This window comes from Psychroflexus lacisalsi, assembly GCF_020164495.1.
Lineage (GTDB): Bacteria > Bacteroidota > Bacteroidia > Flavobacteriales > Flavobacteriaceae > Psychroflexus > Psychroflexus lacisalsi.
Map to the genome: position 1 here is coordinate 742763 of NZ_JAIQYZ010000001.1, position 22066 is coordinate 764828.

At 34.3% G+C, this 22066-nt stretch carries 21 protein-coding genes and 1 tRNA gene; 5 read left to right on the top strand and 17 right to left on the bottom strand.

The window, feature by feature from the left end:
- Nucleotides 1-9 precede the first annotated feature (9 nt).
- Nucleotides 10-522: an adenine phosphoribosyltransferase gene (locus tag LB449_RS03395; RefSeq protein ID WP_224453653.1), complete on the bottom strand. Its 513-nt coding sequence runs from the start codon at nucleotides 520-522 to the stop codon at nucleotides 10-12.
- A 61-nt stretch (nucleotides 523-583) separates the two neighbouring features.
- Here LB449_RS03395 and LB449_RS03400 point away from each other — a divergent pair.
- Nucleotides 584-657 (top strand) — tRNA-Arg (locus tag LB449_RS03400).
- Between the two features lie 27 nt (nucleotides 658-684).
- Here the strand turns inward: LB449_RS03400 and LB449_RS03405 are convergent.
- The 4 genes from LB449_RS03405 to LB449_RS03415 all read right to left on the bottom strand — a co-directional run bounded on the left by LB449_RS03405 (nucleotide 685) and on the right by LB449_RS03415 (nucleotide 5588).
- Nucleotides 685-1002 (bottom strand): hypothetical protein, encoded by a 318-nt coding sequence (locus tag LB449_RS03405; protein WP_224453654.1) that lies wholly within the window; start codon nucleotides 1000-1002, stop codon nucleotides 685-687.
- Nucleotides 1003-1340: 338 nt separating this feature from the next.
- Nucleotides 1341-4388 carry a TonB-dependent receptor gene (locus LB449_RS03410; RefSeq protein WP_224453655.1) on the bottom strand — a complete coding sequence of 1016 codons (3048 nt, stop codon included), beginning with the start codon at nucleotides 4386-4388 and terminating at the stop codon, nucleotides 1341-1343.
- Nucleotides 4389-4412: 24 nt separating this feature from the next.
- The gene (locus LB449_RS14080; RefSeq protein ID WP_343830619.1) at nucleotides 4413-4583 is read right to left on the bottom strand and encodes a FecR domain-containing protein; all 171 of its coding nucleotides are present in this window, start codon (nucleotides 4581-4583) and stop codon (nucleotides 4413-4415) included.
- A 6-nt stretch (nucleotides 4584-4589) separates the two neighbouring features.
- Nucleotides 4590-5588: a FecR family protein gene (locus tag LB449_RS03415; protein WP_224453656.1), complete on the bottom strand. Its 999-nt coding sequence runs from the start codon at nucleotides 5586-5588 to the stop codon at nucleotides 4590-4592.
- A 110-nt stretch (nucleotides 5589-5698) separates the two neighbouring features.
- Here LB449_RS03415 and LB449_RS03420 point away from each other — a divergent pair, with 110 nt between their 5' ends.
- Nucleotides 5699-6223, top strand: a complete 525-nt coding sequence (locus tag LB449_RS03420; RefSeq protein WP_224453657.1) for an RNA polymerase sigma factor — start codon at nucleotides 5699-5701, stop codon at nucleotides 6221-6223.
- 340 nt (nucleotides 6224-6563) lie between these two features.
- On the opposite strand, the gene LB449_RS03425 is transcribed toward LB449_RS03420, so the two are convergent.
- Nucleotides 6564-6908 carry a hypothetical protein gene (locus tag LB449_RS03425; protein ID WP_224453658.1) on the bottom strand — a complete coding sequence of 115 codons (345 nt, stop codon included), beginning with the start codon at nucleotides 6906-6908 and terminating at the stop codon, nucleotides 6564-6566.
- Nucleotides 6909-7102: 194 nt separating this feature from the next.
- On the opposite strand from LB449_RS03425, the gene LB449_RS03430 reads away from it, so the two are divergent.
- From LB449_RS03430 to LB449_RS03440, 3 genes are all read left to right on the top strand, one after another.
- Nucleotides 7103-8749: an amidase family protein gene (locus LB449_RS03430; protein WP_224453659.1), complete on the top strand. Its 1647-nt coding sequence runs from the start codon at nucleotides 7103-7105 to the stop codon at nucleotides 8747-8749.
- 11 nt (nucleotides 8750-8760) lie between these two features.
- Nucleotides 8761-10806: a S9 family peptidase gene (locus LB449_RS03435; RefSeq protein WP_224453660.1), complete on the top strand. Its 2046-nt coding sequence runs from the start codon at nucleotides 8761-8763 to the stop codon at nucleotides 10804-10806.
- A gap of 153 nt (nucleotides 10807-10959) precedes the next feature.
- The gene (locus LB449_RS03440; RefSeq protein WP_224453661.1) at nucleotides 10960-11649 is read left to right on the top strand and encodes a DUF3291 domain-containing protein; all 690 of its coding nucleotides are present in this window, start codon (nucleotides 10960-10962) and stop codon (nucleotides 11647-11649) included.
- On the opposite strand, the gene LB449_RS03445 is transcribed toward LB449_RS03440, so the two are convergent.
- From LB449_RS03445 to gpmI, 11 genes are all read right to left on the bottom strand, one after another.
- Complete coding sequence (locus LB449_RS03445; RefSeq protein ID WP_224453662.1) at nucleotides 11646-12806, bottom strand: lycopene cyclase family protein; 1161 nt, start codon at nucleotides 12804-12806, stop codon at nucleotides 11646-11648. The two genes, LB449_RS03440 and LB449_RS03445, sit on opposite strands and share 4 nt — an antisense overlap.
- Nucleotides 12793-13437 carry a carotenoid biosynthesis protein gene (locus LB449_RS03450; RefSeq protein WP_224453663.1) on the bottom strand — a complete coding sequence of 215 codons (645 nt, stop codon included), beginning with the start codon at nucleotides 13435-13437 and terminating at the stop codon, nucleotides 12793-12795. Before LB449_RS03450 ends, LB449_RS03445 begins: the two co-directional genes overlap by 14 nt.
- 9 nt (nucleotides 13438-13446) lie before the next feature.
- Nucleotides 13447-14916 (bottom strand): 1-hydroxycarotenoid 3,4-desaturase CrtD, encoded by a 1470-nt coding sequence (crtD, locus tag LB449_RS03455; RefSeq protein WP_224453664.1) that lies wholly within the window; start codon nucleotides 14914-14916, stop codon nucleotides 13447-13449.
- Nucleotides 14917-15363: a sterol desaturase family protein gene (locus LB449_RS03460; protein WP_224453665.1), complete on the bottom strand. Its 447-nt coding sequence runs from the start codon at nucleotides 15361-15363 to the stop codon at nucleotides 14917-14919.
- Between the two features lie 4 nt (nucleotides 15364-15367).
- Nucleotides 15368-16207, bottom strand: coding sequence for a phytoene/squalene synthase family protein (locus tag LB449_RS03465; RefSeq protein ID WP_224453666.1), 840 nt, complete (start codon nucleotides 16205-16207; stop codon nucleotides 15368-15370).
- Between the two features lie 4 nt (nucleotides 16208-16211).
- Nucleotides 16212-17669 (bottom strand): phytoene desaturase family protein, encoded by a 1458-nt coding sequence (locus tag LB449_RS03470; RefSeq protein ID WP_224453667.1) that lies wholly within the window; start codon nucleotides 17667-17669, stop codon nucleotides 16212-16214.
- Between the two features lies 1 nt (nucleotide 17670).
- On the bottom strand, nucleotides 17671-18570 hold the full coding sequence (locus tag LB449_RS03475) for a MerR family transcriptional regulator (protein WP_224453668.1): 900 nt from the start codon (nucleotides 18568-18570) through the stop codon (nucleotides 17671-17673).
- Between the two features lie 161 nt (nucleotides 18571-18731).
- The gene (map, locus tag LB449_RS03480) at nucleotides 18732-19550 is read right to left on the bottom strand and encodes a type I methionyl aminopeptidase (RefSeq protein WP_224453669.1); all 819 of its coding nucleotides are present in this window, start codon (nucleotides 19548-19550) and stop codon (nucleotides 18732-18734) included.
- A complete protein-coding gene (locus LB449_RS03485; RefSeq protein WP_224453670.1) occupies nucleotides 19551-19973 on the bottom strand; it encodes a BT0820 family HAD-type phosphatase in 423 nt (140 codons plus the stop codon).
- Between the two features lie 9 nt (nucleotides 19974-19982).
- Nucleotides 19983-20546, bottom strand: coding sequence for a TlpA family protein disulfide reductase (locus LB449_RS03490; RefSeq protein ID WP_224453671.1), 564 nt, complete (start codon nucleotides 20544-20546; stop codon nucleotides 19983-19985).
- Entirely contained in the window at nucleotides 20543-22063 is a 1521-nt protein-coding gene (gpmI, locus tag LB449_RS03495) for a 2,3-bisphosphoglycerate-independent phosphoglycerate mutase (RefSeq protein ID WP_224453672.1), read from the bottom strand. Before gpmI ends, LB449_RS03490 begins: the two co-directional genes overlap by 4 nt.
- Nucleotides 22064-22066 lie beyond the last annotated feature (3 nt).

The following is a 22066-nucleotide window of genomic DNA, read 5'->3' on the forward strand; positions in this document are numbered from 1 at the left end:
AATTTGTTATTAATAATGTAAAAGTGAATTTACTTTAGCCTTAGGAAGAAGTTTTCTGCCTTCAAGAAAGTCCAATTCAATGATAAAATTGATATGAACTAGTTCACCTCCAAGTTTTTCAATAAGCTTACAGGCAGCAGAAGCTGTACCTCCTGTAGCAAGTAAATCATCATGAAGCAGAATGCGTTCTCCTTTTTGAATAGAGTCTTCGTGTATTTCGATGGTATCACTTCCATATTCTAGATCGTAGGATTGAGAAATGGTTTCAGAAGGAAGTTTCCCTGGTTTACGAATAGGTATAAATCCTACTCCAAGTTCTTTGGCTAGAAGCATTCCAAATAAAAATCCGCGAGACTCTATGCCGATGACCTTGTCAATAGGTTTACCTTCCAGGCCTTTAATCAATTCCGAAACTGCAAAATCAGAAGCTTTCGGGTCCATAAGTAGGGGGGTGATGTCTTTATAAGAGATGCCTCCCATAGGGAAATCTTCGATAGTTCTTATATAATTGGTGAGTTGCATGATAATTATGATTTAATGTTTGGTAAAAGTATAAAAAGAAATATATTTGCAATCCCAAAAAGGCCTCGTGGCGCAACTGAATAGCGCATCTGATTACGGCTCAGAAGGTTGCAGGTTTGAATCCTGCCGAGGTCACAGAATTGATACTTAAACCCCTGTAAATCAGGGGTTTTTTATTTTGTCTCCTTTTTTGAGGTCACTCCCTTTTATGTTATTTTCAAATTCAATAGCATATCTACTCTTCTTTGACTTATGAGTAAACCTTCCATCATAACCTTGTATAATGCTGTAATTTTTACCCTTAAGAAACGGGTACGCAACTTTAACTTTTTGTATATTTTTATCAATATCTCCTCGATTTCTGATGATTCTAAAGCGTTCAAACTCATTTAAATTTGGATAATACAACTTAATGATTGTGTCTTTAGATTCCTCCAATACAAATTTTTTGAGAATTCTTGATGAATCCTGATCGGTCAAAACTGATTTAATTTTTAATCGTAGGGGGCATTTTAGGGAATTCTTAAGGTCAAAGAATAAAGTGTCACTTTTATAAAGTATTTCTTGCTCAAATCTATATTCCTAATAAGTTTCATCTGGGAGTTTTTTGAAATAAGCACAAGATGACAATGAAAAAAAAAGGAATAAAAACAAAATATTTCTTAAGCAGTATAGTGTTTTCATGTCTGAAATTATTTTAGTCAATTTACTGAAACTGCCTTAAACACGAGTTCAAAATCATATTCGAAGTTGAGAAAAAAATATAGCCCTTACCATATTATGGCAAGGGCTATAAATAATAATAGTTCAGACCTAATTTAGAAACTAATATTCAATTGTGAGAAGACGCGTGTTCCATCAATTCCAAACTGAGTCGTTTGCCATGGATACTTAAATCTGCCAACAAAATCAAGATTTCTATCTTGTGGTGTGCCGCCTCTTCCTGCATAAGCTTCTGCAAAAGTATCAGGGAACACATCGAATAAATTATTTACACCAATGGTGAAGTTGATTTTATCAGTAAACGCATAATTAACACTCAAATCGGTTAGGGTTTTACCACCGTAAGTTGCGTCATCTAGAGGATTGCTTGGATGTCTGTAAGTCACAGAACCGTAATACATCAATGATAAATTAGTGGTGAATTTATCAATTTCATAGCTAAGTGTTCCAATAATTTTCTCTCTAGGTCTCCAGGTTTCTACTCTTGAAATGTCTTCTCTTGAAAATAAAGCATCTCCAAGATTATTGTTTTCTATAAAACTTGGAAAATTGGTCCCTTGAACTTCAGTTTTATTAAAGTTTGCTGCTAAGCTACCGCTTAGAAAACCTCTTCCAAATTCAAGATTACTTAGTGTATATACAATATCAATTCCTTGAGTTCTTGTATCGATTGCATTTAAGAAGAAACCGGCAGAACCTACACCTACATTCTCTAGAGTTTGATCAATTGGGCTGTTAGCATCTCCAGTCGCTGTAACTTGTCCAGAAAGTACAATTCTATCATCAACATCTATCTGATAAGCATCTATAGTAATTCCTGAGTTTTGACTAATTCTGTATGTCAAGCCAGCACTTAAATTGAAAGAAGTTTCTGCATCCAATTCAGGAATACCCAAAGCTCTTAACGCAGGGTTTCCATTATCTAAGATACCATTCTGCTGTACACCATTTTCCGTTAAGGTAGTTGTTGTCGCCGTATAATATACTTGATGTAAAGATGGTGCTCTAAAACCACTACTTACAGATCCTCTAAAGACTAGTTTATCATCAAGGGTTTTGTATCGGGAACTCATTTTCCAACTTACATTAGAACCAAAATCACTGTAGTTTTCATATCTCAAAGCACCACTCAGAAGAAAACTCTCTGTGATATCGGCTGTGATATCGGTATAAAAACCAATGTTGGATCTATAATCGTCAGATGCATTTTCTGGACTAAAACCTCCAAATGATTCGGATCCTGTTCTTCCTCCTTGTGCATCTGGAGATTCACCATCACCATAAGAAGCAAATTCACCTTCCTCGGTTACGAAATTTTCAGTTCTATGCTCTACACCAAAGGCAACCGATAAAGCTTCGAGTCCTGTGTCGTAAAATGTTCTATTCACGTCCAAATTATTGACCACATGGCTAAATTCGTGCGCACCATTGTAAAAATTAGAAGGACTTGCTCCAGCAAAAGATTGATTAAAAGAATCCTCTATGTAATAGTCAATTCTGTTTTTACCTAAAGTCGAACTTAGGTCAAAATTCCATTCATTATGAGTTGTTCTTAAACCCAATGAAAAAGTATGGTCTCTGATTTGTGGTGCCATTTTGGCTAAGAAGAAATCCTGATCTGGGTAAATAGCTTCAAACCCAGGGACCCAATAAGGAACTCTCGCAAACTGAGGTGCAGAACCTTCTCTATCGGTTAAAGTACCGAAAGAGTATATTTCAGTTTCGGTTTCCTCGTCTAGGGTGTAACCTAAATTATAAGCAAAATTGGTAATTGTCATTTCTGGTAAACCTACCTGAAAGCCAGCACCAGGATTTCTGTCTAAAAAGTTACTCAAATCGTTTACTGAAAAATCTGGAACTGCTCCAGGAATTCCCCAATAGTCAGCTTCATCCTGTACACTTGTGATCTCACCGGCACGTTGGGTTGTTTCGGAGTCCATATGGCTTAGTGTAAAGTTTACGTAACCGTTTTCACCTAAATTCGCTCCAAAACCAGACTCTAATTGATACTGTTCACCATCTCCACGCGTGGTTGTACTGAAGCTGTTGTTGATAAACGGATCTACTTTCTCTTTCATTACCAAATTTATGACACCTGCTATCGCATCAGAACCATATTGTGCAGCGGCACCATCCCTTAAAACTTCTACACTTTCTAAAGCAGCAGAAGGAATGGCCTTCATATCCACACCAACTTCACCCCGGCCAGGAGTTACATAACTATAGACAAGCGCACTTGCATTTTTACGTTTCCCGTTGACCAAAACTAAAGTTCTACTTGGAAACAAACCTCTCAAATCTGCAGGACTAAAGTGAGCTGCAGCATCAGAAACAGGTTGCTCCGTTGCGTTATAAGAAGGCACTCGTAACATCAATTGTTGATCTACAGTAGTTTTTCCTGTTTTTTCTAAATCTTTGGTTTTAAAATTATCTACAGCTACTGGAGAGTCAAAAGATGTTCTTGGCTTACCTCTTGTACCTACAACTACGACTGCGTCTAGTTGTCCAGCATCTGGTTTTAATTGTACTTCGATATTTGACTTACCTTTCACATTTACTTCTACATTTTTAAAACCAACGTAAGACACGACAAGTATGTTCTTATCTTCTGGAACTTGCAAAGTAAAGTTACCATCAAAGTCGGTTTGAGCGCCAGTGCTAGTCCCTTTCACTACAACATTAGCTCCAGGAAGTGGGTTTCCATCTTGGTCTACTACTAATCCTGTGACTTCGCGATCTTGGTCTATTTTACTCGCCACTTCTGGACTGGCCGCAACAATTGTCGGGGTTAGCACTATTTGGTTACCATTGAACGTGTAATCAAAATTAGCTTTTTTGCTTATTTCTTTTAAAAGATCTTCAAAAGCTGTGTTTTTTGCAGAAATACTTATTAGTCTGTTTTCTTCAATATCATTTACATTGTAGAAGAAATTAAAGTTAGACTCAGACTTCATTTTGTCCAAAACATTAATGAGCGCCGCGTTTTCATAGTTTAATGATAAACTTTGAAATAGCTTAGGATTAGCAAATCCTTGTGCTGTTAACAAAATCATTAGGACTAGAGAAAGTATCGCTTTTCCTGTCCAGTGTAGAGAAGCAGAACCTTTGCTTCTTTGCACTTTTTTTGTGTAATTCTTCATCATAATTTGTTTTTGTTAATACTTATTTTAGCTATCGGTAGTTGGTTTTGTATTGAAAATTTTTACATGTTTTCCATTAATTTCAAATTCGAAATGTGAACTTAAAGCGATAGTTTGTAATGTTTCTTTAAGTGATTCATCGTGAAATTCTCCTCTGTAAACAGTATTCCATAATCCATCAATTTCACTTGTAATAATGACGTTTTACCTACGTTCAAGTTTTTTCTTTAGTTCTAAGAAAGAGAGTCCATCAACAACAAGTACATCCTCAATCCATGAATTGAATTTATCGGCGTCTACATTATTTATACTAAGGCTTAGGTCTGTTTTTTTGAAAATGGCTTGTTGATTTGGATTTAATTCTAAGGCAATTTCGTTTTGAAAGTTTCTGTAGACATGAACTTTACCTTCCATTAGAGTAGTTTTGGTGCTGTGATCATTCGTGTAGGACGCTACGTTAAAGTGAGTTCCCAGAACCTTGATGTTGACGCTAGGCGTATTAACTATAAATGGTTTGTTCTGATCACTTAAAACCTCAAAGTATGCTTCTCCTATGACTTCTACCTGTCTGATATTGGAGTTTGTGTCAAAATTCTGCGGAAATCTAAAACTGGTTCCAGAGTTTAGCCATACTAAAGTCCCATCGGATAATTTTAAACGAAATTTTTCTCCGTAAGGAATATTAATCTGGGTAATGGAAGTATCAATTTCAGCTTTGTTTTTATTCCCGAAAACTATAATATTATCAGATTTACTTGCTACTAACTTTCCATTGCTAGTTTTAACATACTCTGTTGATTTTTTATCAATAATCTGTTGGCTTCCATCTGGCAAAGTGATCTGTATATTCTTGAGGCTTCCATTAATTTCTTTAGAACTTAGATTCTCTTTTGAAACTTTATTTACTTCTAAGTGGTTATAAATAAAACCTAATGCAATTAAAACCATGAAACTTGCAGCGATTGAGATTAATTTCAATCTACGTCCACGTTTCTGTTTATTTAACTGAATCTGATTGTAGAATTTTTCAAAGGCTTTATCAGTGTCAAAATGAAGAGGAATGACATATGAGTAAGACTTGATTTTTTCCTTAAAAATATTAAGGTTCTTTAAGTCTTTTTTAACCCAATTATTGAGGTGATATCTCTCTTTTAATGAAAGATTATCTTCTAAATATTTATCTATTAGTTTTTCAGGATTCATTTATAAATAATTCATACTTCTTACTTATAAGATGCAACCTTTGTTAAAAACCCCTATTTAATCTATGAAAAATTGAATATTATATGATTATTATAGCTAATTTGCTAGTGATGAAAGAATCTATTTTTATACAAAAACTGAAGCAAGGGGATGAAATAGCCTACAAAATACTTTACACTAAATACTATCAATGGCTTTGTAATTACATCTTTAAGTTATGTGAAAACAAAAAAATTTCAGAAGATATTGTTCAAGACATGTTAATGAATTTTTATGTCAAGCGTCAAAAAATAGAAGTTCAAACGTCCTTAAAAAATTACCTTTTCACTTCTTGTCACAACCAGTTTTTGCAACATTTACGGAAAAAGAAAATCAAGTTTGATCATTTAGATGAAGTTAAATGGGAGGCGATCGCAAACTCAATGAACTCTCAAGAAAATCACCGGGAAAATAAATTAAAGAAATTACATAAACTTATCGATGAACTCCCTCCTCGATGCAGAAAAATATTCATCAAAAGCAAACTAGATAAAATTAAGTACAAAGACATCGCTGAGGATATGGATATATCTGTAAAAACAGTAGAAAATCAAATGTCTAAAGCACTTAAGTATTTGCGGGAAAGTGCAAATTAATTTTTCCTATGAATTAGGTGTGAATTTCTTTTCTGATTCAGTTGATAAGCAAATAAAACTACTTGCTGATTTTTTAAATCAAAAAATAAAGCCAGTTCTGGTGATTAAAAATCCTATTTGAATTTTTAATTATAAATTTTTAAAGCTAAATATTTTTAAACATCATCTTTAGAACAGCAACAGAGGTTTGGTTGTTATTATAATGATTACAACTCAATTTTTGTGGACCTAGGAATAATTCAGATTTCTTGATTATTCGATATTTATTGTATTAATCCGAATTTAAGCTTGATCTTACTTCGAAAAAAAGAAAGCCTATTTATTTTTTAAACTCCAATGCCTAAATAAAATTAAGAAAACGTTCTGTGGCATCTTCAGAAAAAATCCCTGTGTAATTCATAACAATACTCAATGGATCCATGTGCAGCAAGAACTTACTTGCGTTATCATTTATATCGATGAATGGATTAAAAAGCGAAGCACTTATATTAGGACGAAGAGGCTCTAAATCTGAATCGTAAACAGTTTCCAAATTATGCTGAATAATAACTTCTAAATCTGAGTCTAGAATCTTTTCTAAATAAACTTCAGTTGAGGTTTGCAGTAAACCTAGATAAATAAGGTCTGGATGAATTTGATTTTTGTACTTAAATCTAAAATTTTCAATCAGGTTAATACGTTTCATAATAGTAGTTTAATAAATTGTAAAAGCATTAAATTCAGGATGATAGCTTTTTTGATGTATCAAAATTAGCGATATTTTTCTCATTGCGCAAAATTCTCGATTTAATTTCTTCATTAAACGAGCGCTTAATTAGTAATTATACCAATAATTTGTAAATTCAGCAGATCTTTCAAAATTTTCTAATACTCTTACTTATGCTCAAAAACAGTTCAATATTACTTATTCTTTTATCTTTTTTCTCTTTGATTTCCTGCAAAAAAGAAAACTCTCCAGAATTCAAAACCTGGGTTCCATATGATGAAACTGGATTGATAAAATCCAATGAAAATAATGAGTCAGAACAATTAAGGTATAAACTCATTCAATCTAAAGTTTCAGACAGAAATGAGCTTATAACAAATATTACATCTCAACTGAGTGGTTTTTCAGAAGAAAAGTACATGGAATTATCTCCTTTGATTTTGGATCAGGACATTCAAACGCTTCAGGATAATATTTCAGATGAAAAATTTTCTTACAAAGAATTGACACAATGGTATTTATACAGAATAGCAAAATTTGAAAGTGATAAAGATCTTTCTCTCAATGCGATGATTTCTATAAATCCTGAAGTCGTTATGCAGGCTGAAAGACTTGACAATAGTAAGTCTTCCATAAAACATCCCATTTATGGGATGCCTGTAATTTTAAAAGACAATATCAACACCAAAAACATGCCTACCACTGCAGGTGCGGTTGCTTTAAAAAATAATCAACCTGAAACTGAAGCTGAAATTGTTGCTAATTTAAAATCTTATAAAGGCCTAGTTCTAGGAAAAGCCAACCTTAGTGAATGGGCAAATTTTCTCTGTGATGGATGTCCTAATGGCTACAGTGCTATTGGTGGTCAAACTTTAAATCCTTACGGAGTAAGAGAATTTGATACTGGCGGTTCCAGTTCTGGAAGTGCTGTTGCTATTGCGGCAAATTATGCAGCCGCAGCTGTAGGTTCAGAGACCTCTGGGTCTATTCTTTCTCCATCTAGCCAGCAATCTGCAGTTGGGTTAAAACCTACTGTAGGAATTCTAAGCCAAGATGGGATAGTTCCTATATCGAGTACTTTGGATACGCCAGGGCCTATAACAAGGAATTTAAAAGACAATTCAATTTTATTTTCAGCAATGGCATCGGCTTATGATAAAGATTTTGGTTCGAAAGTGCCTTGGGAAATTCAATCTAGAAAAGATTTGAAGGGAGTTCGATTGGGAGCTTACAAGTCCTATATGCAAAATTCTTTGTATCAAAAAGCAATAGAAGATTTGCGAAATCTTGGGGCTGAGGTCATTGAAATTGATCCTGAAGCCATGAATTTTGAAGGTTTTCTTGAATTGTTGAGTGGTGATATGAAAATCGACCTCAAAAAATATTTATCTGCTCACGCTTCAGAAAATATTAAGGTTAAAACCGCTAGTGATGTCATGAAATTTAATTTTGAGGATACAACTACAAGAATTCCTTACGGTCAGGCTAGATTTGAAGGTATTGAAGATCTTGATATCACCGAAGATGAACTTGTAGAAATACGTAGAAAGCTTCTTATTACAGGTATTAATTATTTTGAAAAACCAATGATAGACAACAATCTTGATGCTATTTTGTCCATAAATAATTATAATGCTGGACAAGCGGCAGCTGCAAAATTTCCAGCGCTGACTGTGCCAATGGGTTATAACGAAAGCGGTGAGCCAGAGGGTCTCACTTTTATCACAAAACCATACCAAGAATCAGAAATTTACAGCTATGCCAATCTTTATGAAGAGGTTTCAAAAAAAAGAAAGTCTCCTGAAAAATATCTTAACTAAAATATCTCACAATGAATTATACACGTCTTAGCTTATTTTTATTTGGTTTTATTTCGTTCTTAAATATCCAACTTTACGCGCAAGTAGAGGAAAACCATTTTGATTATATGGATCTTTTTGACTTACAGATGGTTTCAAATCCTGAGATTTCCCCAGATGGGAGCACTATAATTTATGAAAGACATCAATTTGATGTAATGACAGACCGTAGATTAGTAAATCTATGGCAAATCTCTTTTGATGGCATGGACCATTATCCAATCACCTCTGGAACTAAGAATCACGGGAATGTCACGTGGTCTCCACAAGGGGATAAATTTGCATTTACTTCCAATCAAGATGGTTCGAATCAACTATATGTGTATTGGATAAAATCAAAAACAACTGCGGCTCTTACCAATTTTACTGAAAGTCCTGGAAGCATAAGTTGGTCTCCAGATGGGTCTCAACTGCTTTTCAGTAAGTTTGTTAAAGAATCTTCTAAAGCTGTGAAACCAGGCATACCAGCTCCTCCTTCTGGAGCTCAGTGGGAAAAAGAAGCTGATGTGATAGACAAAGCTGTATACCGAAGAGATGGAGGGGGTTATGTCCAAGATGGGTACAGCCATTTATTTATAATTTCAGCAGAAGGAGGAACTGCTCGTCAACTCACGTCTGGTCCACATCAATATGGGTCTCCTTCCTGGGCTCCAGATGGAGAGCATATTTTGTACACCGTCAACAAATCTGAAAATGCTGAACTTGATCCTAACAATGAGCAAATCTTTCAGCAAAACATTACAACAAGAAAGGTAGAGCAACTCACAAATGAGCGTGGACCTTTCAACTCACCAAAAATTTCTCCAGATGGAAAATATATTGCTTATACAGGTTTCAAAGATAAATTTGTAGGATACCAATTAACTCAACTTTATTTGATGAACAGAGATAATAAACAAGTTGAAGTCTTATCAAACAATTTCACTCAAGACATTTCATCCATAACTTGGTCTAAAGATAGCAAGTCTATCTATTTTAGATACGATGAAGAGGGTAATAGTAAAGTTGGCAAAATAGATCTGAATGGAAATGTAAGCTTGGTAGCAGAAAACCTAGGTTCTGCAAGTATTGGAAGACCTTATGGTGGTGGAAGTTATTCAGTTTCAGATAAGGGTAACATAGCGTTTTCTCATGTTACAACTTCAACCCCTTCAGAATTGGCTGTTATGAGTAGAAAATCAAATTCGCAACCTAAACGTTTAACCAATTTAAACGAGAATCTCCTTAAGTCTAAAAAAATAGGAAAGGTTGAGGAGTTTTGGGTAGATTCATCAGTAGACGGTTTTAAAGTTCAGGGTTGGATCATCACACCACCAAACTTTGACCCCTCTAAAAAATATCCAATGATTTTAGAAATTCATGGTGGTCCTTATACCAATTATGGCTCGCGATTTTCTCCAGAATTGCAATTTATGGCAAGTCGAGGTTATGTCGTTGTATATACCAATCCGCGTGGAAGTACAAGCTATGGAGATGGGTTTGCTGCTTACATCAATCACAACTATCCAAGCGAAGATTACAACGATTTAATGGATGCTACAGAGCATGTAGTAGATCAAGGTTATGTCGACGACAACAACTTATTTATCACAGGAGGCAGTGGAGGAGGAGTACTTACCGCCTGGTCAATTGGTAAGACAGATAGGTTTAAGGCTGCTGTAGTGGCAAAACCAGTGATCAATTGGTATAGTTTTGTTTTAACTGCAGATGGCTCACCATTCTTCTCAAAATACTGGTTTAAAGACAAGCCGTGGGAATCTCCGGAAGATTATTTAAAGTTCTCTCCAATTTCACTGGTAGGAAATGTAAAAACTCCAACGATGCTTTTGACTGGTCAAGAGGATTATAGAACACCTATGAGTGAAACCGAGCAGTACTATTCTGCATTAAAGCTTCAGGGAATTGATGCAGTGATGGTAAGAATCGCAGGTTCTGGTCATGGTATTGCAGGAAAGCCAAGTAATTTGTTTAGAAAAGTTGGTTATATCACAAATTGGTTTGAAAAATACAAAGACTGATTTTTTCCAATATTCATTTAGTTTTATTCTGAATTTGAAACGAACTAACTTCAGGCTTTACTATTGAATCACTCTTTGTTTAATTATTAATAAAATTAAGGTGAAAATTAATATCATTTAGATTTAGTTTTCACCTTTGTGTTTTTATACGTTATGTCACAAATTACCACACTTACCGTTTTGACTTATAATAACTTTGCTGATAAATTCTGGGCATTGTCGATGATGCAATTCGGTCATCGCTATATGAAAACAGTTGAAGGACAAAGCTTTTATAAATTAATGGGAAGCGGGAAGGATAATTTTAATCCCTTTCCAGATTGGAATGTGTATGCGGTATTACAAGTTTGGGATGATAAGTCTAATGCTCAGGACTTTTTTGAAACGCATCACTTAAGTCAGCTCTATAAAAAGCATGCTACTAAAATGGAAGTGCTTTATCTTGAAAGTATTCAAGCTAGAGGTTTGTGGAATGGTAAGAACCCATTTCAGTCTTCAGTTCAAGCTAAAGATATAGCTGAAAATGATAAGATTGCCGTGATTACTAGGGCTAGCATTAAGACCAATATGCTTCTGAAATTCTGGAAATTTGTCCCTGAATCTCAAAAACCACTTGAAAACGCTGAGGGACTAATCTACACAAAGGGCTTTGGGGAACTGCCGTTTGTAGAAATGGCTACATTCAGTATTTGGGAAACTATGGATAGTCTACAGGCTTATGCTTATCAAAGTCATGAGCATATCAAAGCCATCCAAAAAACTAGAAAGCTGGACTGGTATAGTGAAGAACTTTTTTCAAGATTTAGGCTTCAAAAGAAAATTATTATGAAGGATGCTAGTTAGGTATTAAAACCATCTTTTGCATGTCTCAAAAATCCCTTAATGAAAGGGGATGAGCTTAAATTCATTATGATTTTTAGATCCTCCTGGAATGAAGATTTTTCGTCAAGAAATCTAAAAATAGTTTGAATTGAATTGTTTTTGTACATCCTGTAAAATAATTCCTCCCCGAATGAATTTTCTTTAGTGAGCACTTCAAGAAAAATTTTATCGTAATGCTTATATTTTTTTGGTGAAGAATCTTTATAAAAATCTTGTTTTGATTTTAGGAACTTGATTATGTTTTGACTTTTCCTCTCGCAATTTTTAAAAGAATAACCAGATGAGGCTTTCACCCAGCCTCCGGCTGTTCCTATTTTGATGATATGTTTTTGATTGAAATCTTCAAAAGGAAAGTTGGTCATTGGTATGATACCATTTTCAGTTTCAAGAATAGTAAAATCTTCAACTTTTAAATTCTCTGTAATATATTTTTGCAAATAATCATCATAAGTGGATTCACTGACAAGGTCTGGACTAAAATAGGTAAACTCCACTAAAGCTTTTGTTGAGGAAAAGGGTAAAATGTAGGTAAAACTGGTCGTCTCTCCATCTTTTAGGTCATAATCCATCATCGTGAATTTTGACTCATCAAAAACTGGCGTTTTTGTTTCAATAATCCACCCCTTGAAATGTTGAGCTATGTTTAAATAGTCTGTATCGTCTAAAGAATAGCTTGGTGGAATTCTACTATCAAACACATATTTAGCCTGATAATTTCCACCAGTTGTTGTGATGATGGCGCTTTCTTGGGACTGAACTATTTTTTGAACTTCCTCAGTCTTCCAGTCGATGTTTGGTTTCTGAAGCTTTATTTTTGCGTCAGCATAAAACTGAGCTGACCTTAGCATCTTGTAGCTGTACTTTTTTAGGTCTAGAATAATGTTTTCTCCATTCGCTTTTACAATGCCTTTATCCCAGGTTTTAGTCACCAAATGGTCCCATTTTCCTTTGCCTTTTTCCCAGAAACTCCACGTTCTATCGTTTTTATCTTTTTGATCTTTATCCAAGATCAAAATGGATTTATTTTTAAAAAAGACATCATCGTTCATTGCAAGAGCAAGATTTAATCCAGCTGCACCAGCACCAACAATTATGTAATCATATTTAGAAATAGACATAGAAGTAGATAAAGAATACGAGTTGAACTAAGTATAAATTGAAGGAAATCAGAAATTGCCCTTTTATTTTGGCAAGATGAAATACGAGATGAAATATAAACGAGATAATACCCCAGGCAATATAATTATCTATGGGAGCATAGCCTCCCGAGAATTCCCAGAAATCAAATATTGGAGCTACTTTTTCCATGAATAAATCTAAAAATAGCATCATGAAGGTCCCCAATAAAGATTTTAAAAATATATTGTCGGATAAGTGATTGGCGACTGCACCACATGTAAATGTCAACATTGCCCAATTAACTCCGATGAGAATTGGAACTTCAAAAATCTTCGGTCCAAAATTATCTCCGTAGGCATATTCTCCAAAAAACAAACCGAAGGTTACTCCTAGATATTCTGCGTAGATACCCAAAACTCCAAATAGAATAAATAAAATCCATTTTTTGATAGTCTCCAGTGGAAAGAAAAATATGAGAGCGAGAAACATGATGAATAGATTGAGAGCTGTTCTGCTCGCAAACCAATCTTGATACCCTAGACTTATTCCTATTATCCCAGAAATGTGAAAAAGCCAGAGAATTCCAATAGCTATAAGAACGTACTTTTTTTCTTTGTAGAGGCTTTTCATTCACATAAATTAGGCTTGTGGAACTAAGTCTGAAACGATTTTGGCAGATAGTAAGCATAATGGAATGCCACCACCTGGGTGAACACTACCACCACAAAAATAGAGGTTTTTTATTTTAGAACTAAAGTTAGGGTGTCTTAAAAATGCAGCAAACTTGTCATTGCTTGAAGTACCGTATAAAGAACCTTGAAAAGAAGCAGTCGCCGACTCAATGGTCTCTGGAGTTTCAACATGTTCTATTTCAATATGATTTTCAATCTTGGTGCCCAGGCATTTATTTATTTTGGCAATAACTTTCTCCCTGATGTAAGTAGTTTGAGCTGACCAGTCTTGACCACAATTTGTAGGGGCGTTAACCATGACAAACCAGTTTTCGCAACCTTTTGGAGCATCATCATCTACTTCTTTAGAAGTTATATTGATGTAAACCGTTGGATCATCAGCAAAATACTTTTTATTAAAAAGATGATCGAATTCCTTTTTATAATCTTCTGTAAATAGAATATTGTGTAAGTCGAGCTCTTTGAACTTTTTATTGACACCCCAATAAAAAATTAATGCTGAACTCGAGCGTTCTTGTTCCAATGTTTTTTTCGGTGGTGTTGCTTTTTTCAGTAAAGATTTATAAGCAGAATAGACATCCATATTACAGATGACCACGTCAAAATTATATTCTTCTTGATCGATTTTTATACCCCTTATTTTTTTGTCGTCATAAAGTATCTCATCAACTTTTTGGTTGAGTTTAAAAACGATTCCGACGTCCTTGGCCAATTTGGTGAGGCTTTGTGAGATGTCATGCATTCCATGTTTTGGGATATATGCTCCATAATTCATTTCCAAATGCGGAATCATAGACATAATTCCAGGAGTTTTGTACGGAGAAGATCCGTTGTAAGTAGCGAATCTGTTGAAGAGTTGAACGAGCTTAGGATGTTCAAAGTACTTTTCATTGACATCGTTTAGGCTGTTGTCTAGATGAAGTTTACCAAGATTAAGAATAGCTTTTAAAGTACCTTTAGATAAATACGTGCTAAATTTATGAAGTGATTTTTCTAAAAAAAGCTTGGATGTAAGATCGTATTTAGTTTGAGTACTCTTTAAATAATCACTTAAATTATTTTCGGGTTCATTAAAGGTTTTTGAAGCCTCTTTTATAAATACACTTTTATCTGCATTAACTTGAAACTGTTGGCCATCTTCCCAAAAATAATTGCAGATGGTGCTTTTTCTTTTGTATTCAAAATAGGATTTTGGATCCATATCATATAATCCGAAAAGCTCATCTACAAGTTGAGGCATAGTAAAAAGGGACGGGCCATAATCAAACCTGTAATCACCTCTACGAAAACTATGAAGCTTGCCTCCAGTATAATTGTTTTGTTCAAAAACTTCGACGTGATAGCCTTTAGCTCTTAGGCGTAATGCTGATGCAATTCCGGCGATACCAGAACCAACAACTGCAACTTTCATTTTCATCTACTTGTTGTTTTTCAGAAAACGTTTGGGTGGTATAAGCATACCAAAACACTCGCTATCTTCTTTTCCTAAATGTTTATGATGGATTTTGTGTGCTCTACGTATTCCTTTTGCATACCAGTGGTCTGCTTTTCGAAATAATTTAAACCTTTGATGAATGAATATGTCATGGACAAGAAAATAGGCTAACCCATAACCAGCAATACCAGCTCCAATTGCTACTGCAAACTGAAATTCTGCGACCATGAAAAAGTACATACTCACCACAGCATAGAAGACGAAAAATAAATCGTTGCGCTCCCACCAGCTTTTATGATCTTTTAAATGATGATCTTTATGAAGTGCCCACAAAAACCCATGCATAACATATTTGTGCGTAAACCACGCCATAAATTCCATTCCCAAAAATGTTGCAATAAATACAACAATCCAAATCAATATATCCATAATGTTAAACTAAATTAAACCTACAAGAAATATAGGATTTTGCAAGCAGACTAGCTTTTTGATAATTGGGTACTCTTATTCTCTTATTCTTTATTTCTAAAGAAGGTGTATTTTTTAATTTTTGAAGCAGCTTGGAGTAATAAATGTAAGCTGTATAAACTCCAAGCTTGGCCTCGACAGGTAATTTTCCAATACCTCTTAAACCTGCTTTAAAATCTTCATCAATTTCCGATATAATAGTATTTTTTGTTTCTTCATCCAAACGGCTTAAATCTGCATTTGGAAAATAAGATCTTTCCAATTCTTCACAATCTGCTTTTAGGTCACGTAAAAAATTTACTTTTTGAAAAGCGGACCCTAAACGCATTGCATCATTTTTTAAACTTTCGTATGCTTCTTTATCCCCCTTGACAAATACCTTAAGACACATCAAACCCACTACATCTGCGCTTCCGTAGATATAGGCTTCGTATTCTTCTTGAGTTAAATAATTGGATTTGTGTAAATCCTTTTCCATGCTATCCATGAAAGACTCATACAAATGAGCATCGATATCATACTTATGAACTGTTTCCTGAAAACTATTCAAAATGGGGTTAAGGCTGATCTTTTGATCTAAGGATTCGTATAAGTCATTTTTAAAATTTCTAAAAAGCTTGGACTTATCATAATCATGAAAAGTGTCAACAATTTCATCCGCAAATCTTACAAACCCATAAATATTATAAATGTCTTGCCTTATTGAAGGTGCAAGTAATTTTGTTGCAATCGAAAAAGATGTACTGTAAGAATTTGTAACTAGCTTACTGCAATCTCTCGAAACTGTATCAAACAATGATTTCATTAGTTTAGTTTTTTTCAATTAATTCAGATACCAATTTACCTGATATTAATGCTGGTGGAACGCCAGGACCAGGAACTGTCAATTGCCCTGTAAAATAAAGGTTATTAACCTTTTTACTCTTTAATTTTGGTCTTAAAAAAGCCGTTTGTAACAATGTGTTTGCCATACCATAAGCGTTTCCTTTATAAGAATTATAATCTTCTACAAAGTCATTAACACAAAACGACCTTTTAAAGATAATATTTTTCTGGACGCTTTGTTCGGTCAAAGATTCAAACCTTGTCATGATTTTGTTAAAGTATTCTCCCCTTAGTTCTTCTGTATCCTCTATTCCCGGAGCTATGGGTACAAGAAAAAAACCATTTTCGTGACCTTCTGGTGCTGTGGAAGGATCAGTTATAGATGTGAAGTTAGCATAAAACAAAGGTTCATCAGGCCATTTTGGAGTCGTGTAAATGTCTTTAGCATGCTCATTGAAGTCCACATCAAAGAATAAATTATGATGTTTTATATTTTTAAGTTTTTTATCAAAACCAATATAAAATAGAAGTGAGGAGGGTGCAAAAACTTTCTTATTCCAATAGGCTTCGGAATATTGACGATGCTTTTGATCCAGTAAAGTTTCTGTATGGTGATAATCTGCCCCTGATAAAATAGTGTCAAAATTTAAAGTTTCACCATTTACTTCTAAAGCGGTAGCAGTATTATTTTTAACTTCAATTTTATCGATGTTAGCATTCGTGTTAACTTTGACACCAAGGGATTTTGCCAATTTAACCATAGCAGCAATAACTTCGTGAAAACCTCCTTTTGGGTGCCAGGTGCCCAAACCAAAGTCAGCGTAATTCATGAAATTGTAAAATGATGGGGTTTCACTTGGCTTAGCTCCTAGAAATAAAACAGGAAACTTTAGAATTTGTTTGAGTTTTTCACTTTTAAATTCTTTTTCAACATCTTTATCAACAGTGCTAAAAAACTCACCTAATTTGGTAATAGTTTTTGGAGTAACTAATTCTAAAGGGGAAACTCCTGGTTTATAAACCAAATCTTTTATTGCTATGTCGTAATTATCACGAGCATTGTCAATAAATTTTTTAAGTTTTTTGGCTCCATTTTCTTCTTCTTTATCAAAAATCTTATAGATTTTATCTAGGCTATCACCAATTTCTATGGTTTCACCTCCCTCGAAAATGACCTGGTAACCCGGGTCTAACTTATCGAGTTCATAAAAGTCAGAGGGTTTTTTTCCAAAATCTGCAAAAAATCTTTCAAAAACATCAGGCATCCAATACCAGGATGGGCCCATATCAAAAGTGAATCCTTTCTCTTTAAAGCGTCTTGCTCTACCTCCAAGGCTATCGTTTTTTTCAAAAATTTCAACTGTATTACCATTTTGGGCGAGATAACATGCCGCCGCCAAGGATGAAAAGCCGGAGCCAATTATTGCAATCGATTTACTCATTTTATAAATTTAATGTCAATTCTGAAATATCTCTAAAGGCTCTGATTCCCTCAGGTAGTTTGGTATTTTTTTCAATTAATTCAACCGACTTTCTTCCCAATATCCAATATTCGCAAAGACCATCTGGACAGATGTGTTTTTTAAAATCATCTAAATACTGATCAATATTATCAGGTTTTATGGTGAGATAACTAACAAAAACGGTATTATCATACAGGGTTGAAAGATAAGTTAAATCTTCCATAGGAAGACTTTGACCTAGAAAAATAACCTTGTAACCATGAGATAAGATTTCAAAATTGGCGTAATAAAGACCGATATCATGAATTTCTTCATCGGGAAGGAAAAGTACAAATACCTTATCAGTTTTTGAGGCCTGTTCTTTTTGAAGACTTTCAATATTGATAAACAATTTTTGCTTGATCAAATTTGAAATAAATTGTTCGTGGGCTGGTGTTATAGTTCCAGCTTGCCACAGTAGACCAATTTCAATCATTAAGGGCATAAACACCTCCTCATAAATATCTGAAAATGTCTTGTTGATGAGTAAATTTTCATAAGTTCTCAAAAACAGAGGCTGATCAAAATTCATCATAGCCACCTTCATGGATTTCAGAGCTCTGTTGGAATTACTTTTACTTGTTGTAATACTCTGAACTAGCTCAGAAATTTCCTCATCATTCATTTTTGAAATCCGTGAAATTTTGTAACCATTTTCATTTAAAAACGCAATATTCAATATTTTCTGAAGTCCAGTAACCCCATAATTTCTAATATTGGTTTCAGTGCGTTCTGGTTCCAAAACATTGTAGCGTTTTTCCCACATACGAATGGTATGTGCTTTAATACCGCTCAACGATTCTAAATCTTTAATACTGAAGTTTTGTTTAATGTTTCCCATAACTATATATAACAATAATCAAAAATATAGATTATTATCATACTTTGTTTAAAAAATCAAGTTAAAACTTAAACAAATAATTTTTTTTGAGTCCAAGTTTTTAGTCTGATATCTTAAAATAATTAAGAAACGTGTAAACTTGCTTTTAAAATTAGGTTGAATTATAAGTTGGAAATGTCAAGTCTGTACTGGTCTTCTTCCTCTGTAGAAATACCTAAAGCCTCATGTACATAGTCAAAAGTTGATAAGAGCCTTGGCATACCATCAACTAATGCTACATCGTGTTCAAAGTGGATACTAGGTTTTCCGTCAGAAGTTAAAATAGTCCAGCCATCTGGTAATTGCTTGATGCGCTTAGTTCCCATATTAATCATCGGTTCAATGGCTATGGTCATTCCTTCAATAAATTTTTTACCACGTCCTCTTTTACCATAATTTGGTATCTGAGGATCTTCGTGCATTGTTTTCCCAAGCCCATGACCAACAAGTTCTCTAACAACCCCATATCCATGTTGTTCTGTGTATTTCTGAATTGCATATCCAACATCTCCAACGCGATTCCCCTCTCTAAACTGCGCTATACCTTTATAAAGTGATTCTTTCGTCACACGAATAAGCTTTTTTACTTTTTCATCAACTTCACCTACTTCGAATGTATAAGCATGATCACCGTAATATTGATTTTTTACTGCACCACAATCTACAGAAAGAACATCACCTTCTTGTAGAGGTTTATTGTTTGGTATGCCATGAACTACTTGTGCATTTGGGCTGATACAAAGTGTATTCGGGAAATCATAAAGCCCCAGAAAACCTGGAATAGCTCCATGGTCTCTTATGAATTCTTCTGCAAGTTTATCAAGATGTAAAGATGTAATGCCTGGTTTTATTTCTTTGGCAATCATGCCTAAAGTCTTGGAAACAATTTGAGCACTTTCGTGCATCAGTTTTAATTCCTCCCTTGTTTTTGTAATTATCATTTATTTTCTTTTAAAAATGGATTTAAAAAATCCTTCTTTTTTATTTTCAATTCTTACTAAATCTTCATCTTCACCAATTAGTTCTCTGTAAATTTTGCCCCAACCGATGAATCCACCTATATTTCTATCATCTATAAAAATATCAGCATTTATTTTTCTGCTTATATCATCACTATAAATTTCTTCAGGGTAGCTTTTATTTACAGCATAAAAATCAATTCCTTGTTTTTTGCAAAATTCGACCGCTTGATCAAGACTTTCACCACTCCTGTAAGTCCATAGTATAAGAACAAAACCTTTCTTTTGAAGTTTTTTCAAAGTATCAATGGCAAACAGTTTTGGTTTACCGATGGACGGATATTTATTCTCTACGATGGTACCGTCAAAATCTATAGCTAATACAGGTCTTTTAGAAGAAATCATACGTCAGAATTAAAAATCATAAACATGCTTATAATCTTGTCTAGAAAATATTTTGAGAAGGTCTTCTTCTAAAGTTTCTTGTGGAAATTCAACAAATCGATTGATCTCTTCGCCCTGCTCATCATAAACTATGATTGTAGGTACGTTGAAGACATTCAATTGCTTTCTCTTTTCGTTTGAAATGTTGGGAACAACTTTATCTTCATCTACTCCTATGAGAGTAAGATCATTGTAATCAAAATCAACTTGATCTAGTATTTTAATAAATCCCGGAAACTCTCTCTGGCTATCCTCACACCACGTTCCCATGTAGACAACAATCTCAAAATTCCCCTTTTTTACAAAATAATCAATTTTATTGACGACTTCAGGTTCTAAGGTAAAGTTCTCATAGTTATTTTCAAACCAGATTATATTATTGGAGGATTTTAAATCCTTTAGTTTAAACTCACCTAGAATAAGCTCGTTTTCTTCAGGCAGTACTTTATTTTCAGTGTTTTTTTCAAAAAAAGTACAACTTAGAGCAAATGTTGAGATGACTAAAACAAAAACTAATCCGAGTGTTCTTTTCATTTCAATAGTGAGTTTTGTGTCATTAAATCTGGTTTTGCTATTCCCATTAATTCTAAAATAGTAGGAGCAATGTCCCCCAATATTCCATCCTTTACGGATTTGATATCTTTATCTACTAAAATAAATGGTACAGGATTGATTGTATGTGCTGTATTTGGAGATCCGTCTTCATTTAGCATTGTTTCACTATTCCCATGATCTGCGATTACAATAACTGAATAGTCTTGCTTTTCAGCTTCAGTCACTACTTCTTTTAGACATTCATCTACAGTTTCACATGCCTTTACAGCGGCATCAAAATCTCCTGTATGACCTACCATATCAGGATTGGCAAAATTTAAACAAATAAAATCTGCTGATTTTTCTTCTACTTCTTTTACAATTTTGTCCTTTAGTTCGTAAGCACTCATCTCTGGTTGCAAGTCATAAGTTGCAACTTTTGGAGAGTTTACCATTATGCGTTTTTCATCCCTAAAAGGTTCTTCTCTCCCTCCCGAAAAGAAAAAAGTGACATGAGGGTATTTTTCAGTTTCAGCTGCCCTTATCTGAGATTTGCCAGTAAATTCAAGCACTTCACCTAAAGTAGCCTTAATATTGTCTTTTTTGTAAACTACATTGATGTTTTTGAAAGTATCATCATACTTTGTCATAGTGACGTAATATAACGGGATGGATTTCATTCCATAATCATGGAAATCTTCTTGACTCAGTGCTTGTGTCAATTGTCTTCCTCGATCTGTTCTAAAATTGAAAAATATCACAACGTCACCTTCAGCTATCTTGGCAACAGGTTCACCATTGGACGTAATGGCAATTGGCTTTATAAATTCATCAGAAACACCATTATCATAGCTTTCTTGTAGAACCTCAAGCGGATTTTCAGTATAAGATTCTGCTTCACCTTTTACAATGAGGTCGTATGCTTTTTCTATTCTTTCCCAACGCTTATCTCTATCCATTGCATAATATCTTCCAATAATACTAGCTAATTTGCTATTTGTTTTTTCTAAATGAGGTATTAATTCTTCTACAAAACCTTTCCCTGAGTGTGGATCAACATCTCTTCCATCTGTAAAGGCATGAACATATTTTTTTGTGATGCCATACTCATGTGCAGCAGTGGCGAGGCCTTTAAGGTGGTTGATATGAGAATGAACACCTCCATCGCTTAGGAGTCCCAAGAAATGAACAGATTTGTCATTTTTTTTGGCGTAATCGAAGGCTTGTTCAAGAACCGGCTCATCTTTAAGCGTATTTTTTTCAACAGCCATATTGATTTTAACAAGATCCTGATAAACAATTCTTCCAGCTCCCAGATTCATGTGACCAACTTCAGAATTTCCCATTTGTCCTTCTGGCAAACCAACATTAAGGCCATCAGTTCTTAAAGTTGCATTTGGATATTTTTTGTACAAACTATCTACAAAAGGAGTATTTGCTTTGTCAACTGCAGAAATTTCTTTATTAGGAGATATTCCCCAGCCGTCAAGGATGGCTAATATGACTTTCTTGTTCATTTG